Here is a 16,340-nt window from a genome sequence, read left to right on the forward strand (position 1 = left end):
GTTTAGTTGCCTGTTCATTGCTAGTATGTTTTGGCCAATTACCATCTATTCAAGCATTTAGGAACCCCCCTACGGTCTTGAAACCTTCTTGGTCCAATTTGTAATTTAATGTGTTTAATTTCTCACGTCTAACTCGAGCAGAGAAAATAAGCCAATCCCCACTAGCTTTCTGTTTCTTTATCTCATTACGGGCAATTGTCTCACTCAATAGACCCCTTCATACGCTTTTGCACTATTAGAACATTTTCATGATCTTTCAAATGGAATGTAAACATAATTACGAGCGCATTTGGGATATGTAAACAATTATGTAAACAATTTGTAAAAATCATGCACGAAGCAAGTGTGAAGTACGGGATTTGAACCCGCTCGCGTTTGCTAGCCGTAGGCTCGCAAACTAGGCTCGTTACGGGTTCAAAAGATGTCCTAATGTCTGACAGCATATATCTTATTGTGTAAACTTGATTGTTGTGTTAGCATTCTCGATGTTGATTTGTTTTTGTTAAATATTATTTATGATAGAGGCGAATCAAGCAACTGATCGGAATTTTTCGAAAACAGCTTTGCAAGCATAATCGTAACACTAAATATCTATATTAAACGTATTAAAAATTGCACCGGAGGTGAAAAAAGTCGAATAAGACTGAGAACGGCGAATTCCCAGATTAACCCATCCTCCCCAGGAATCAGGTTAATTATCCCCTATTTTTTCACCTTTGCAATTAATGAATAACGACGAGATAAGTATTGTCATTTATTCATTGCATATATTATCCACACGATCTTATAAAAACGTTGATCAGATCGATTATTCATTAATGGAAATATAATTAAACTAATTTCCAAAATCTTAATGTTTATAAATACGTTTTTGGGTAATTTACCCAACATATGTCATAGGAATGGAGTAATACGAAACTCGTCATTTCGTACCATTCCTATGTGAGGCCTAGGCGCGAGGATTACTTCTTATCTCGTCGTGGTTTTTTGCGCCTAGGCCTCCGCGTAATAATTCATATTGATTCATTAAAATAGAGAAACAATCTATTTCATATCATTAATACCCCGCCCCCTGCGGGGGCGGTCAATTGGTTTGGAGAGAAACCATAACCCAAATGTCTACAAATTACGAGCATATGTAAACATATGTAAACATTCTAAAATAATGCAAATACCTAAGGTGAAAAATACGAGCTTCCCAAGCTCGGGATCGCGGGCAAGAAAAAGCTAATTGACGAGAAAAACCAACCAAACAAGGAGAAAATACGTTCACAGTATTGGTAAAATAGAGTCTATGTATGAGCATTAGAAGCTCGTAAACAAGTGCGAAGTGCGGGATTTGAACCCGCGATCCCGAGCTTGGGAAGCTCGTACCTTAACCAGGCTGGGCCAACTTCGCTCAGAGTAAAATTAGTTAATTAATCGATATTAATAACTTATCTTCATTACTTGTAACTATTCCAAATTTTGCCCTTTCGAAATGCAATTTTTCTTGCCGAACTCATATCTCGAATACCACCACGATTCTTTTCTGTACCTTGTCTTATAGAGGTGCCAAATTCATCAACAATTTCTATTATGATTTTGTCTTTAAAGTTAGAATTGAGGATCCCAGCGATTTGACGTGATACATCTAGACCCCCATCACCTATTCTGACAATTTTTGTTGGAGAATCAATAGATGATAATATGAAACTAATCCTTTCAATAGTAGCATGTACAGACGACGTTATAATTTTATCGAGTTCAAACTGACAATACATTATTGAGATCCCAATCCTTTTTCCAGGATCGATACCAATCACTAGTTGTTCCTTTGCAGGTCCATAATAACCCACACAGCTTTGCAGAATCTTGGCCTTGATAGATAAAGGATACTTCTCCAATTGAGTGTCTAGAAATACATTATCTCTATTTACAATTCTTGATTCGTCATTGGTGGTAATAATAACTCTTCCGTTTGAATGAGCTGCCTCCTCAGGGGACAAAGATAGATATCGCAGGTCGAGTGATTTTAGAACGCTTACAATTCGATAATAAGATCTTCCTGAAACTGTAGCAACAATAACTGGTGGACAACTTGTTAGGTTGAACGTTTGTGTTGTTATATTTTATTTTGTCTTCACAAGACTATTAAAGATTACGCAAAATTTTTGTGGTCACACTTAAGAATATAATTAGATCCGAAATGGTCAGTAGAGGATATTTAATACCCGTATAGATTTTTTCTACTAGCTACTCGTTGAAAATTTAAGGATGACTTAGCTTTTCCACAATTTTAATTCAAGAACATATTTTTATTAAAAATAATATTAGACAGTTAAATTCAATATCGCTTGTGCAATATCTCCCTTCGTGTCAGTAAGAGCTACTATCGCCTTTTCTTTCGATACGTTTGCCTGCTGCATTACTAGTACAACATCTTCTTCTTTAAACGAAGGAACTTCTCTCTTGGTTTCTTCAATATCACTAGCAACTACTTGAAATATAGTACTATCTTTTCCTTTCATTTCAACTACTTGAGGTTTCTTGAGGTAAATCTCCTTAACATCAGTCTTAATTATTACTTCTTCTACAGATCCCAAATCCTTCATATCCAAACCCATTCGGTCAAGCATCCTTCGCATATCTCTATTGCCTGAACGCATCATTAAAATCACTACGTACTTCTGCTTTTTATTCCTTCTCTAATCTTTACGCCTATACCACGAATCTGAAGAATGCCATTGGATTTCCGCGACTGTTCATTCGCCATCTGAGCAAAGTAACTAGATGAAAACAGCGAGCGACCTACTGCCAAAATTGATTGATTGCTATCGATGATTGCAACTTCAGAGCCACATCTGACGCACGAACCGCAATGTGACACATGTTTTACAAATAAAGATCTACCTTCAGAAACAAAAGGTATTGCGTCTTGTACTGGTACAATGCAGTGTTGTAGAAATGGCTTGTGTCGTATAAACAATCTTGCACCAAAAATCGTCAAAGCGATACCACCATCGGATCGAAAGGTCCCGATTAACTTTTCATTCATGCTAAAGCTTTTAATTTTCCCAGTTTTCTTTGAATACTCAATCTCCAAATTCTCTGAGAGTAAAGAGCTGGTCCTAGGACCAAATATAAAATCCACATGAGAACGGATCTTTTCGTAAGGGTTGACAAACAATTGTTTCAATTAAATGATTAAATTTACTAACACAACAATAAAAACCAATTAGAACATAATTTTGTTCGATGTTATTACAATATTAATTACCATATTTCAAAGGCAAAGTTTGTTTTATAAGCGAATTTACTTATTCATATATTATATGAGTAATTAATTAAAAATTTGTAGCCCAAGTGTCAACTATGTAAATACGTTTTAAAATTAGTAGAATTAATATTATTATATACACAATTGTTTATAAACATAATAATTTGAATTGGCAGGTACCATTATTCATCCTAAAGATATGATTGTTTAAACCAAGGTATAACAAAAGTCTGCTAGGCGAACAAAGAGTATTCAAATATCAAATATAACTACCCTGAAATGAAGTTAAACCGTTTTGTTCTACTATTCGATCCACTATCTGGAAATAAGTCACTGACAAAGCCTAATAAATTAGATCCGGCTATTCATCCATACATATGGTTTCTTTTTGTGAATTATGTGGAAAACATACCGATGTAAGCAAAAAAGTAATTATTGAAAAATCCATATTCAATGTTTGCTTATCATGCTCAAAAAGAGGTAAACCAGTAGAACCAACAAACACCTTACGTAATACCTCAGTATCAAGAGCTACATCAACTGCCATCAACCAGACATCTAGGTCGGCGTATACCTCATTTACAGGTAAAGGCATATCACCAAGCTCAAGAAACCCCTATAATCGTAAATTAATATCTACCCCACCCAAGATTAAACCACCACCTCTCAAAAAAATTGATATGATGGACGAAATGATACTGGTTCCTGAATTCCCCTCAATAATAAGAAATGCTAGAACTAAAAAGGGTCTTACACATGATCAACTAGGTCAAAAAATAAATGAGAAGGTAACATTAATTCGGAAAATTGAAACAGGGTCCATAAGACCAGATGAAATTTTAGCAAAAAAACTAGAGAGATTTTTAGGAATTAAACTTTACGTCAATGCCAATGAACAAGATTTAGATGAAGAAGAACCTTAGATAGGGATCGTAACTTAGATTGAGAAAAATCTGAAATGAATTGTTAGAAGAAAAAAGCAAGTCTTCTATTAGTATCCCTCAGAAATCCTCGTTCAAAGTATCGGTCCTAAGGATCGGTCACAGGCTAGTAAGAGACGACAGAACAACAACTCATGCTGTACTTGTATCACGCGCACTCGGCTGTGAACGAATCTATATGACAGATGTTGATGATGAGATAAAAAATACCCTAAAGAAAGTCAATAAAAGATGGGGAGGTGAAAATGAGTTCCAACTCGAAATAATAGACAATTGGAAGCAGATAATTAGAAACTGGAAAGCGAGTAATGGAATTGTCGTTCATCTTACAATGTATGGATGCCTGATAAATGAAGAAATTGCCGAAATAAGAGCATTGGATCGGGATATATTAGTGGTTATCGGTGCAGAAAAAGTTCCAAAGGAAGTCTATTTTTTGGCCGATTACAATATTGCTATTGGAAATCAACCTCACTCAGAAATTGCATCCTTGGCAATTTTTCTCGATAGAATATTTGAAGGCAGGCAATTTGATAGAAAATTGACTAATGAATCGATGAGGATTGTTCCTACTGAAAAGGGAAAGAATGTAATCAAAATTAAGTAGACATTGAAATCCGTCTAACAGAATATGAGTAACACCTGTTCATATATGTGTATGGACACTCATCCCAACAATCTTTGGTATGATTGAATAGTTTGATCGGATTTCGGAATAAGATAAAAACGAGAGTGAATTCTTATATAATTAGATTATACTAAACATTACCGCAAGGAATAAAAAAAATATAAGGATATCATATGGAATTGATGGATGATACGCAGCTTAGAGCTAAAAGGACCAGGATTAAAATACTAAGAGCGATTGTGAAAAAGAACGGGTCTGCCTGTTTTTCTGAGATCAGATCTATTACGGGCTTGTCAACTGGTTCCATTTATTATCATCTAGAAAGAATGAAAAATTATGTTTTAAAGAATTCAAAACATTATGTTATAACCAAAGAAGGAATTGATTTGTTGGTTGAATTAGACAAAAAGAAGGACTTTGTACTATCTAAAAAACCAATCTAGTACTACGTAGTAACCAACTCAATTTTAGACAAATCTTTTGCTTTGTTAATCTCAAGAGCTATTCGTCTACCCATGCTCATTGGAACGTCATATAACAAATCAGAATATGGAGAGCCTGAAATATACAGATTGGTTCCAGCTACTATTCGGGCAGAGAACTCAAATGCTGTAAAGTTGGCGTTATTATCATAAACACCCTCAATACAAAATGGGCCAGGAATCCCAGGTGGTACCAGCTTTCGAGATGCGTTTACGAATCGTTCACCCATACTATAGACTTCAGGTAGCAAAGATTCCCTTAATACAATAGGTATGTTGCCAACCACTGTATAAGATGGTTCAATAGTAGCAGATAATTGATACTTTGATGGTATTCTACCTATAGCGTCGATGTCGGTCTCGTATCTTCTATCAATACCTAATAATTCTAGTTCATTATTTATAGGAGAATAGAAATATTGGAGATAAACTGGAACGCCATTAGCATATTTTTGAATAAACAAATCTTCCTCAGATCTGATTGTTTTGGACTCGATCAAGAGTCGGGCTTGATCCTCGAACTCCTTTCTATTAGTAACGAGAAAATACCCCTTACCGCCCGCTGCACCGTGTAATTTCACTATACACAGGCCATCTATTTCATGTTTAGACTCAAGCTGAATTGGAGAGTGCATATCAGATTCATTCATCAACTGTTGTTTCAGAACTCTGTCAGATTCCCAACGTAAGATCCATTTATTACCAAATATTGGAATCTTTATATTTTCCAGCGCAGCCATATCCAATGTGGATATCAAGGTGCCATGTGGGATCAAAATCGGATTAAACCTCGTAATCAGATCTGTCTGAAAATCGGCATTAGTAATTTCGTTAAAACTTTTTACAGATATTAGATGATCGATAAACTTGAATCGCTTGTACATATCAACACGCTTTTCATCGCATACTAGTAAGGTTTCAAATCCTTCATCTTTAGCACCCTTTAAAACTTGGAGTGAGCAATGCGATCCCAGAGTCATTATGGTTAATTTACCGTCTATGTCTATGTCGTTTTGTACTTTGTTTTGACTATCTACCACTGCCATGTTATTGATTTGTATCCACCGCTTATTACTTGAAATTTCAGCTGGAATTAAATTTTTTTGTTATTAAAATTAGCATAATAGCATTATGGATTCGATGAATAGAGTTATTGTTTTACAATTAGAAATAAGTCTTCAATTCTGATCTGATGCCAACCTTTGTTTTCCATCATTTAGTACATATAAGCCGAAAATAACCTTGAATTTGATAATGTCCGAAGAAGGTTATAATATCATAAATAGGAAGATAATTCACGACGGTCCAGTAAAGCTAAGAATCGATTCATTTGTTTTTAGGGGAAAGACTTTCGAAAAGGAGGTCGTTGAGCACAGTCCATCGGTGGGAATAATTCCTAAAATCAGTGAAGAAGAAATATTACTAATAAGACAATTCAGGCATGCGGTAAATAGGTATTTGATAGAAATACCAGCTGGTAAGATCGAACATAATGAATTACCTCATGAGGCCGCCAAAAGAGAATTGGCCGAAGAGACAGGATATTCAGGGATATTGCAACCTTTAACTAAATGTTTTTTGGCCCCAAGTTACGATACAGAACTAATGCATTTTTTTATTGCCTGTGATCTAACTAAGTTAAAGCAGTCCAGTAACATGGATGAGGACGAAAACATTACAACTATGAATGTCAAAATAAAAGATGCAATAAAATATTGTTATGATGGAACGATAACCGATTGTAAAACGGTGTCAGCAATTTTACTTTATTATCTTATTCTGAGTGGTGAGCACAAGATAATTAATAATAATTGAGAAAACTCCAGTTAAATTGACTTGATATGGTCGATCACCTGAGTAAGAGATGGGTCATCGTTGAACCGGTTTTCAACATGCAAAGACGCTAACAAATTTGCAAAACATAATTTTTCTCGATCATTGAACCCAACCAACTGACCAAAAATAAAACCGGCATCCCAAGAATCTCCCGCTCCGCTAACAATTCTTATCTCGGAAGGAACAATTGAGGTAACAAACAGAACATTTTGGGTATTATATTTTTGGCTTTTTATAGATATACCCGAAATGCTCCTACAATTAGCATCCTCATTATCATAAGCAGCATTAAAATCAGATTCAGGAGTACACATGAACGACCCTTTTGTTGTATGTAGACATATACTCAAATTAAGAAATCTTGATAGGGTTCTTACTGATTTGCATACAACATCAATATTTTTTGGATAGGAATTACTGTCAAAGATATCAAGATTAACAAAAGTGCTATCCACATTTCTCGTATCCTTCTTTTCAATGCTTTTGGAGTGGAGGCTGTTGGTTTTGTAGGCATGATCTTTACAAGCATTTTTTTTGTCAAATATGATCTGCAAACTCTTAATCATCTGATTAAATTCATTTTCATTAATACTTAGAAAATTAATTAATTTGGAATTAATTTTTAAAACATTGATAAACTCAAAACATCTTTTTTCAATATCCGCTGGGTCAATAATATGAACTGAATGTGGAGAATTTGAAAAAACAGTTTGCAACAAGTCAGTTCCCCTCAAATTAGAGGCCCAATTAGTTATCATCACAGCGTCAGAAGAGTTCAATGATGAGGTACGATTTTCATGTTTGAACATTTCTGGTCCAAAATTATCGTTGTCACCTACATCACTAACCATCACATTTGAAGGAGTACGAGTAGTTTGAGGGTTTGAAAATTCAAATATTGTTGAAAGACCATGTTTTCCTCTCTTGACGTACAAATTGACATGTTTCTTAAAAGGGGCAAATAGAGAATGTAAAATGCAATTACCAATCTCGTCTGCCACTGTATAAAGATCGATGCAAAAACCAAGCTTTGCAAGACAGTATGCCACGTTTACTGCATTCCCCCCTTTAATATCAATGCTAGAATACCCTCTTAAACTTCCTCCCCCTGCATTAATTTTTTTCTGAATACCGTTGATGAATTTTGAGTAATCTGCAACTTCAATTTTCCTGTCAACAAAAAAATCTGGCATAACCGCAACCTTCGGTCGTTTATGGTTTTTTTTAATAGCCTCGAGTTGAGGCAACAGATTTTTTAGAACTTGTTTAATCTCTGAAAGTTCTACAATACGAGCAGTCGAAGAAATAGAGTCCATCATTTTGATTTTTCCTTACTTTACTTAAAGATCCATGGATATCTTTTTCTCTTGTCGATCAATATATCTTGGTTTAACAGAATCATGTTCAACCCGACCTTAACTAATCTATATGCTATATTCATTGATTGATAGACATCAGATAAAAACGTGGCGAAATTTGCAGATGTAAGTTGAAGCTAGAGTTGTTGTCATTTGGAGTTAAATTTTCAGATTGGAGTATCACAATAGCTTCGGAAAGGAGTAAAATATCCAATCAATAATTTGTCATACTAAAAGTGAATAAATTGTTTAAAGGTCTATAGTTTTACCGTGCATGTTCAAAAACGTAAAAAAATTCATCATTTATCATGAAAATCAAAATCGATCAAAAGTCAGTTCTCAACCAAAATAAATGAAAAATAAACAAAAACCTGATTGGTTAAATAAAGGGTTGTTACGGGTGGACGGATGGTTAACTGGCAGTGCCAAGCCTGGCTGGTTAGTCCATATCCATGCCGCCCATGCCGCCCATGCCGCCCATGCCGCCCATGCCGCCCATGCCGCCCATGCCGCCAGGTGGACCAGACGGAGCCTTGGACTTTGAGGCTGCAATCACGTCATCAATTCTTAGGAGCATGCAGGCTGTTTCAGTTGCAGATTTAATGATTTGTTCTTTAATTGCAGTTGGCTCGAGTATATTATTCTTATAAATGTCAGATACAGATGTTGTTCTAACATTAATACCAATCCACTTAGAACCTTTTGATTGCTTAGCCTTGAGTTCAGCCATAGTATCAATTGGATCCATTCCAGCGTTTTCAGCCAAAGTCAATGGAATGACTTCCAAAGCTTCTGCAAATTTCTCTGCAGCTAGTTGAGCACGTCCTTCTAGGCTGCTAGACCATTGTCTAATTTCATTTGCTATATAAGCTTCAGGTGAACCACCACCTGCTACAATCGATGGTTTTTCTAAGACATCTTTCATAACCATAAGGGAGTCATGCATAGATCTGTCGGCTTCGTCGACGACTCTCTGAGAACCGCCACGAATTAATATGGTTACAGCCTTGGGATTCTTACAGCCTTCAATAAACACCCATTTGTCAGTTTCAACCTTTCTTTCCTCGACCAGATTAGCACTTCCTAAATCTTGTTCAGTTAAATCATCCAGGTTATTTACCAGACGTGCACCAGTTGCCTTTGACAGTTTAAACATATCACTTTCTTTTACTCGTCTTACAGCCAAAATCCCAGCTTTTGCTAAGTAGTGTTGAGCAACATCATCAATTCCTTTTTGGCATAATAAAACATTAGCTCCGATTGATTGGATCTTATCAACCATGCCTTTAAGCATTCGGTTTTCCTCTTCTAGAAACATTTGCATTTGCTGGGGTTCGCTAATTCGAATTTCTGCACTCATTTCTGTTTTTTCAATTTCAAGAGCAGAATTTATTAATGCAATTTTAGCATCTTCAATTCTCTTCGGCATTCCTGCATGTACTATTTCCTTATCCAATACAATACCTTGAATCAGGGTAGTATCGCGAATGGATGCGCCAGCCTTCTTTTCAACTTTAATATTATCCAAATCAATACGTAAACTGTCCCCATTGGAACTTTTTTCGGCAACCTGTTTAGCAGCATTCACTACGATATCGCTTAAAACGGGGCTATCGTCTGATACTAACTTAGAATCCATACTCGTCCTTGCAATCTTATTCAAAAGATCCTTATCATTAACATTAACTTTTAAAGCTATTTTATTCAGTACAACTAACGCCTGCTCTGAAGCTGCAGTAAAGCCATCAACAATTGCGGATGGATGAACATCTTTTCCTATTAGCTCCTCAGCCTTTTCCAATAACGCTCCAGCAAATATTACAGAGGAAGTAGTTCCATCACCAACCTCATTATCAACAGACTTTGCAACTTCCACCATAATTTTGGCTGCTGGATGTTGTACATCAATTTCTTTCAAAATTGTTGCCCCGTCGTTTGTAATTGTGACATCACCTAGTGAATCGACCAGCATCTTATCCATTCCTCTAGGGCCAAGACTTGATCTAACTATCTCAGCCACCAGTTTTGCCGCTGTAATATTATTTTTTTGTGCGTCTCTTCCTTTACTTTCTTTTGTTCCTTCTTTTAATATTAATACTGGCATACCACCAGCTGTTTGTTGAATTGAAGCCATACTCTCTCATATCACCTTAGTAGAATGGTACAATTTTTTAATAAGCCCCTTTTATAGGTTTCACAAATTAATCATTACAACATTAGGGATCAGAAATTAAAAATAGATTTATCACAGCAAATAAAATATTTAATATGAAATTTGACATCAAAAAAGGGGCCAAATACGACAGAAGGATAAAAGTAGAACACAACCAAACAACAAGTTTTCTGTGGGAGGGAGAAAATGTGTTTTCAACACCATCAATGATTTCAGAAATGGAAGAGACTTGTAGGCTACTTCTAAAAGAGCAGTTTCTTAAATCTAAACCAGACTGGGACTCTGTTGGAACAATAGTTGACGTTAAACACATAGCTGCTACCCCGGTTGGAGCTGAAATACTATTGAAGGCAGAAGTGATTGAAACTGATGCTAGGAGAATATTATTCAAGGTATCTGCAGAAGATAGATTGGAATTAATCGGTGAAGGCAGACATGAGAGATTCATCATCAATATTCCCAGATTCAAAGAAAGATTTTATCAAAAGGTAAAAAGACTAGACAACTTGAAAAACCCAAATCCTAATTAATTCTAAAAGTGAATTTCTCAGTAGCAAGATGGTAAATAGCAAAATAATCTTAACAGGTGCTTCTGTTGACTAGCAATTGTATTAATACAGCAACAATAGTATTAGCAGTAGTAGTATTTGAACAAACCAAGATTGCCATTCAACATAATTAAAGCTAGACGCTCTAGAATTTAACATCATGAAAAAAGAAATAGAGATGATAAGGCATATTGGCAACTGGTCAATGTCAACGAATACATTTTCTATAGACTAGCCTCCCGAGATTGGGCAGCCATTATCACCAATACTGCTACCACTACTACCACCACTACTAGCGAATTAAGTCTTGTATTATATTCTGAATCTTATCAAAATATTCAATAGTTTGAACATCAAGTTATTTAATGAAAAAATGCATCTACCATAAAGGCGATAAATAGAGCCGCTAGATAGGGACTACTAAATTTAAATACTAACCAGGATGTTTTCTCGCTTGGTTTCATCAATAACCAAATAGACAAGAATATCATGATGATTCCAGATATAGATGCTGTCAAAAGATATATCAAACCAAATTGATTAAAAAAGAATGGTAATATGCTAAATATCACCATCATTAGGGTTGTTAATGCTATTATGCGTACGGATTTAGATTCACTTGATACAACCGGCAACATAGGAACATTAGCTTTTTTGTAATCTTCTTTTACATGTAAAGCCAAACTCCAAATGTGAGTTGGGATCCAGAAAAATACCAATCCAGCCATTACAAATCCAATTTCTACGTGTTGGAATGTTACTGCTATATACCCTATTAACGCAGGAGCCCCTCCAGAGAAGCCGCCAAGGATGATATTCCATTGGCTTGTTCGCTTTAACCATTTACTATAAACGATGATATTATCAAATAATCCAAAAGCCATAAGGGCAAATGCCCAGATATTAATGAACCACGAACAAACAAGTGAAATGCCGGCTAACACAAGTCCAAAAATTAATGCATTTTTTGGAGAGATTCTTCCAGAAGGGATAGGACGTCCCTTAGTTCTCTCCATTATGGCATCTATATCCCTATCATTATATCCAGTAAGCGTATCTGCTGCAGCAGAACCTGCAGCAATAGCTACAAATAGTAAAGTCCAAGTTAGCCAACTGACCTCAACGTCAAAAAGCCATGATGCTGAGACTGCTGCACCTATAGCTGTGAAAACGAGTAGATACCAAATCTTTGGCTTAGTCAGTTCATAATAATTTTTAACTTGGTTACCTACTGTCTTCATCTGTAAACCCAAAGGATCTAATAACCTACCATTATCTTATAATTAAAATAGTTATTTATATCTTGAGAGAACTAACTAAACTATTTGGTCTCAGAATTAGATATTACTTCTCTTGAAGTTTTCCTCATTTCAATAAAGGTCTCGGTTTTCTGAATTCCTTCAATTCGACCAACTTTTTCTGATATTATTTGATGCATCTCATCGAGTGATCTAGCAGTCATTGTTACCAATACATCAAATCTTCCTGTGACCTCTGCAACCTCTCTAACTTCAGGAATCTTGAACAATTCGGTTAATACATTGTCGCGTAATTTAGAATCCATGGTGATCCCTGTTAGGGCCTTAACATTAAAACCCAAGGCCTCATCGTTGATTATTATTGTGAATTTTTTAATTAATCCTCTTTTTACTAAGCGTTTGATTCTACTATAAACTACAGAAGAATTGATATTGATTTTTTTTGAAAGATTGGGTACAGATATGCTAGCATCTTTTGACAGCTCACTCAATATCTTTAGATCAAGATCGTCGATTCTGCCCATAATTTTCAAAAGATACTAATTTTTGGTGGTTAATAAATGTATAATTTTTATCTTTTGTATAAAGATTTTTAAATTTTAAAAAAAATTATATAATTTTTTTAGTTTTAAGCAATTCAGCGAGCAAGACGGCACCCTTTGCGGAACCCATTTTTTCATTGTGGGTCAAGAGTACATATTTTATCCCGTTTTCAAACACGGAATCTTTTCTAAGTCTTCCCACTACGGTGGTCATTCCGTTGTTTATTTCTCTGTCTACACGGGGTTGGGGTCTTGTCGGATCATCACTAACTACTATATAATCTCTGGGAGCAGTAGGTAAATTCTTTATAGAAACTTTATCAGAAAATTCGATCATCTTCTGCTTCACTGAAGATGGATCTGTGTTTTCATTAGTCTCAACGAAAACTACTTCTGTATGTCCATCAGAGACTGGAACCCTTGTACAAGTACAGCTAACCTTGATGTCATTGACAGAAATTTCTTGGGAAGAATGATCATATTTGCCTAGGATTTTTTTCGTCTCTATCTGTACCTTTTCTTCCTCTTTTGGAATGTAAGGTATGACATTATCTAAAATATCCAAAGCTATTACACCTGGAGATCTCCCAGCACCAGAAAGTGCCTGCATTGAGGTCATAAAAACATTCTTGACGCCGAAACTATCAATAATGGGTTTCAATGTAATAGCTAATCCGGTAGTGGTACAATTAGGTAATGGGGCAATAAATCCCTTCCATTGTCGTTCTTTTTGCTGTTTTTTTAGAAGGTCAGCATGATCGTCATTAATTCCAGGAATCAATATAGGTACATCATTTTCATACCTAAATGCAGCGGCAGTACTTATTACAGGAACATGTTGAGCTAATTTAGGTTCAATCACTTGTGCATCGTCTGATTCAAGAGCAGTAAATATTAAATCAAAATTTTTCGGATCAATATCATCGATTTTTGAAACGATTTTATCTCTAACATATTCTGGCACTTGTTCTCTGTTGTGCCATTTAAGTATGCCCGATTGAGGGTCTCGTATTGCATCAATGTATTTCTTACCAGCAGATCTCTCAGAAGAAACGATATGGGTAAGGTCAAACCAAGGATGTTTATTCAGTGCAACTACGAATTCCTGGCCAACAGCACCAGTCGAACCGATTAACGCAACTTTCAGCATATAGAAGGGATATGAAATAGAACAATTAATAATCCTTTTTAAATAGGTTTTGAAATTAAAATTATTGATGTGTTTGGCACTTTCGGGTTAAAATGAACAATAAAGAAAACATATTTTATTCAAATTTTCATGATTGTCGACATGGTGGATTCTACTCGGTAAATTGGCCCAAGAACCGAATTCAAATAGATTTTAGTTCTAACCTAAACCCATTTGGAATATCAAGCAAGGTTCTATCAAAATTAAGAAATAACATTGCTCTGGCATATAACTATCCTGATCCTAAATGTATCGACTTGAAGAAAAAGATCCTAGACTACATTGGATCTGAGAAAGATTTCGATATTAACCACAACCTGATAATCGGCAATGGAGCTACAGAACTGATCCATTATTTTGCCTATACATTTGTAAGAAATAAAGCTCTTATTCCTGTTCCCACCTTTTGTGAGTACGAATTAGCTAGTAGGAACAAAGTATCTGCAGCCATTCACTATTCCTACTTAAGAGAAGATAACTTTATAATAGACTCAGATTCCATCATTAGAACTGCAAACAATCCTGAAAATGAGATTTCTTCATTATTTTTGTGTAATCCTAACAATCCCACCGGGAAGTTCTACGAGAGAGAAGTAACAGAAATCATTGAAAAAATAGACAAGAAAATTAAAATTCTTTTAGATGAATCATTTATTGAATTTGTAGATTCTAAAAAGAAAAGTTCGAATAATCATTTTGTCGATTTAGTAAAAGAATACGAAAATCTAACGATCTTAAGATCCCTTACCAAAACATTTGGACTGGCGGGTTTGAGAATAGGTTATGCAATATCTACTAAGGCTAATATAGATAAATTATCTCAACATTTAATCAGCTGGAATGTCAATGGGCTTGCACAAATAGCAGGTATAGAGGCCTTGAAAGATAAGAAACATTTGAAATCAGTCATATCAAACAATAATTCTGAAAGAACCAGATTATTTAGTTTGTATAGTAAAAATGCAAAAATTAGAGCGATTCCGACAGACACCAATTTTTTTATGATCAAAATACTGGATTCTAAAATTAACTCAACTGCACTGAGAGATAAATTGCTTAGAGAAAGTAAAATTCTTGTAAGGGATTGTAAGGATTTTACTGGCTTGAATGACAAATTCATTAGAGTGGCTATAAAGACTAGAAAAGAGAACGATACTTTAGTAAGATCTTTGGAGGCGGCATTATGAGGTCTAAATTGTTGATGATCCAGGGTACTTCGTCAGGTGTAGGAAAAAGTGTAATCGTTACTGCTTTATGTAGAATTCTGACAAAGAAAGGATTCAAAGTAGCTCCTTTTAAATCACAGAACATGTCGTCATATATTTATAAAATTAGAGATTCAAATAAAGTAATAGCAAGGGCCCAGGCTATCCAGTCTTTGGCTTGCAGGACACATCCTGATCCTAATATGAATCCTATTTTGTTGCAGCCAATAGGAAATAACGAGAGCAGAGTCTACTTAAATGGAAAATTTTTCTGCAAAATGAAAGCACAAGAATATTATTCAGATTTTGTTCTTAAAACAGGGTTCAAATCAGCATTGAATGCATTCAAAGAATTGCAAGAAATGCACGATATAATTATATTAGAAGGTGCTGGCTCTCCTGCTGAAATAAACATTCAAAAATATGACATTTCAAACATGCTTTTTGCTAGAAAAGTCAACTCGCCAGTAATTTTAGTTTCAGATATCGAAAGGGGTGGCTGTTTTGCAAGTATTTTAGGAACCATGTTTTTGCTGAAACCTACCCATCAAAATTTGGTAAAGGGCATAATAATAAACAAGTTTCGTGGGGACAATAAGATATTATGGCCAGCTATAAGAAAAATAGAATACAAAGTTAAAAAACCCGTATTGGGCATTATTCCTAAAATTAATCATAATATTCCTGAAGAGGACTCTCTAGATAGCAGCAGCAGCAATAAATGCGCGCAGGATAAGAAAAGTCGACAACTCGCCTTTGGCTTAAAGAGAAACACAAATCGAAATATTACTACAGGACATAATATAGATCGGTTTTCTTTCGATCAGGCTTCAGCAGAATTGGAAATTGATAGATTTTCGAACCTGGTAGAAAGTTCAATTAATTTTAGATACATAATGGAAAAAATCATCCAATGAAAA

General features: G+C 35.3%; 17 protein-coding genes and 1 tRNA gene. 7 read left to right on the top strand and 11 right to left on the bottom strand.

Annotated elements, in window-relative coordinates; translation table 11 throughout:
• Positions 1–49 precede the first annotated feature (49 nt).
• From NFRAN_RS13620 to NFRAN_RS04160, 5 genes are all read right to left on the bottom strand, one after another.
• Positions 50–208 carry a hypothetical protein gene (locus NFRAN_RS13620; protein ID WP_172602106.1) on the bottom strand — a complete coding sequence of 53 codons (159 nt, stop codon included), beginning with the start codon at positions 206–208 and terminating at the stop codon, positions 50–52.
• 1,116 nt (positions 209–1,324) lie between these two features.
• A tRNA-Gly gene (locus NFRAN_RS04145) sits at positions 1,325–1,399 on the bottom strand.
• Positions 1,400–1,445: 46 nt separating this feature from the next.
• The gene (locus NFRAN_RS04150; protein ID WP_134483221.1) at positions 1,446–1,988 is read right to left on the bottom strand and encodes a hypothetical protein; all 543 of its coding nucleotides are present in this window, start codon (positions 1,986–1,988) and stop codon (positions 1,446–1,448) included.
• Between the two features lie 324 nt (positions 1,989–2,312).
• Positions 2,313–2,651, bottom strand: a complete 339-nt coding sequence (locus tag NFRAN_RS04155; protein ID WP_134483222.1) for a nascent polypeptide-associated complex protein — start codon at positions 2,649–2,651, stop codon at positions 2,313–2,315.
• Positions 2,652–2,659: 8 nt separating this feature from the next.
• Complete coding sequence (locus NFRAN_RS04160) at positions 2,660–3,178, bottom strand: PUA domain-containing protein (RefSeq protein ID WP_134483223.1); 519 nt, start codon at positions 3,176–3,178, stop codon at positions 2,660–2,662.
• Between the two features lie 458 nt (positions 3,179–3,636).
• Between NFRAN_RS04160 and NFRAN_RS04165 the strand changes: the two genes are divergently transcribed.
• From NFRAN_RS04165 to NFRAN_RS04175, 3 genes are all read left to right on the top strand, one after another.
• The gene (locus NFRAN_RS04165; RefSeq protein WP_134483224.1) at positions 3,637–4,182 is read left to right on the top strand and encodes a multiprotein bridging factor aMBF1; all 546 of its coding nucleotides are present in this window, start codon (positions 3,637–3,639) and stop codon (positions 4,180–4,182) included.
• A 40-nt stretch (positions 4,183–4,222) separates the two neighbouring features.
• The gene (locus tag NFRAN_RS04170) at positions 4,223–4,807 is read left to right on the top strand and encodes a tRNA (cytidine(56)-2'-O)-methyltransferase (RefSeq protein WP_232037933.1); all 585 of its coding nucleotides are present in this window, start codon (positions 4,223–4,225) and stop codon (positions 4,805–4,807) included.
• A gap of 203 nt (positions 4,808–5,010) precedes the next feature.
• Complete coding sequence (locus tag NFRAN_RS04175) at positions 5,011–5,271, top strand: winged helix-turn-helix domain-containing protein (protein WP_172602108.1); 261 nt, start codon at positions 5,011–5,013, stop codon at positions 5,269–5,271.
• 2 nt (positions 5,272–5,273) lie between these two features.
• On the opposite strand, the gene NFRAN_RS04180 is transcribed toward NFRAN_RS04175, so the two are convergent.
• A complete protein-coding gene (locus tag NFRAN_RS04180; RefSeq protein WP_134483226.1) occupies positions 5,274–6,356 on the bottom strand; it encodes a formate--phosphoribosylaminoimidazolecarboxamide ligase in 1,083 nt (360 codons plus the stop codon).
• Positions 6,357–6,564: 208 nt separating this feature from the next.
• Between NFRAN_RS04180 and NFRAN_RS04185 the strand changes: the two genes are divergently transcribed.
• Entirely contained in the window at positions 6,565–7,125 is a 561-nt protein-coding gene (locus NFRAN_RS04185) for an NUDIX hydrolase (protein WP_134483227.1), read from the top strand.
• 11 nt (positions 7,126–7,136) lie between these two features.
• On the opposite strand, the gene NFRAN_RS04190 is transcribed toward NFRAN_RS04185, so the two are convergent.
• Entirely contained in the window at positions 7,137–8,465 is a 1,329-nt protein-coding gene (locus NFRAN_RS04190; protein ID WP_134483228.1) for a hypothetical protein, read from the bottom strand.
• 478 nt (positions 8,466–8,943) lie between these two features.
• Positions 8,944–10,638: a thermosome subunit beta gene (gene thsB / locus NFRAN_RS04195; RefSeq protein ID WP_134483229.1), complete on the bottom strand. Its 1,695-nt coding sequence runs from the start codon at positions 10,636–10,638 to the stop codon at positions 8,944–8,946.
• Between the two features lie 134 nt (positions 10,639–10,772).
• Between thsB and NFRAN_RS04200 the strand changes: the two genes are divergently transcribed.
• Positions 10,773–11,207 carry a thioesterase family protein gene (locus NFRAN_RS04200; RefSeq protein WP_134483230.1) on the top strand — a complete coding sequence of 145 codons (435 nt, stop codon included), beginning with the start codon at positions 10,773–10,775 and terminating at the stop codon, positions 11,205–11,207.
• A 380-nt stretch (positions 11,208–11,587) separates the two neighbouring features.
• Here the strand turns inward: NFRAN_RS04200 and NFRAN_RS04205 are convergent, their stop codons facing one another.
• The 3 genes from NFRAN_RS04205 to asd form a co-directional block, all read right to left on the bottom strand.
• Entirely contained in the window at positions 11,588–12,466 is an 879-nt protein-coding gene (locus NFRAN_RS04205; protein WP_134483231.1) for a heme o synthase, read from the bottom strand.
• Between the two features lie 80 nt (positions 12,467–12,546).
• Positions 12,547–13,008, bottom strand: coding sequence for an Lrp/AsnC family transcriptional regulator (locus tag NFRAN_RS04210; RefSeq protein ID WP_134485653.1), 462 nt, complete (start codon positions 13,006–13,008; stop codon positions 12,547–12,549).
• An 85-nt stretch (positions 13,009–13,093) separates the two neighbouring features.
• The gene (asd, locus tag NFRAN_RS04215) at positions 13,094–14,176 is read right to left on the bottom strand and encodes an aspartate-semialdehyde dehydrogenase (RefSeq protein ID WP_134483232.1); all 1,083 of its coding nucleotides are present in this window, start codon (positions 14,174–14,176) and stop codon (positions 13,094–13,096) included.
• A 92-nt stretch (positions 14,177–14,268) separates the two neighbouring features.
• Here asd and NFRAN_RS04220 point away from each other — a divergent pair, with 92 nt between their 5' ends.
• Together NFRAN_RS04220 and NFRAN_RS04225 are read left to right on the top strand one after the other, a co-directional pair.
• Positions 14,269–15,402, top strand: a complete 1,134-nt coding sequence (locus NFRAN_RS04220) for a pyridoxal phosphate-dependent aminotransferase (RefSeq protein ID WP_134483233.1) — start codon at positions 14,269–14,271, stop codon at positions 15,400–15,402.
• Positions 15,399–16,337, top strand: a complete 939-nt coding sequence (locus NFRAN_RS04225; RefSeq protein WP_134483234.1) for a cobyric acid synthase — start codon at positions 15,399–15,401, stop codon at positions 16,335–16,337. Before NFRAN_RS04220 ends, NFRAN_RS04225 begins: the two co-directional genes overlap by 4 nt.
• Positions 16,338–16,340 lie beyond the last annotated feature (3 nt).

The organism is Candidatus Nitrosocosmicus franklandus, from assembly GCF_900696045.1.
Taxonomy (GTDB): Archaea; Thermoproteota; Nitrososphaeria; order Nitrososphaerales; family Nitrososphaeraceae; genus Nitrosocosmicus; species Nitrosocosmicus franklandus_A.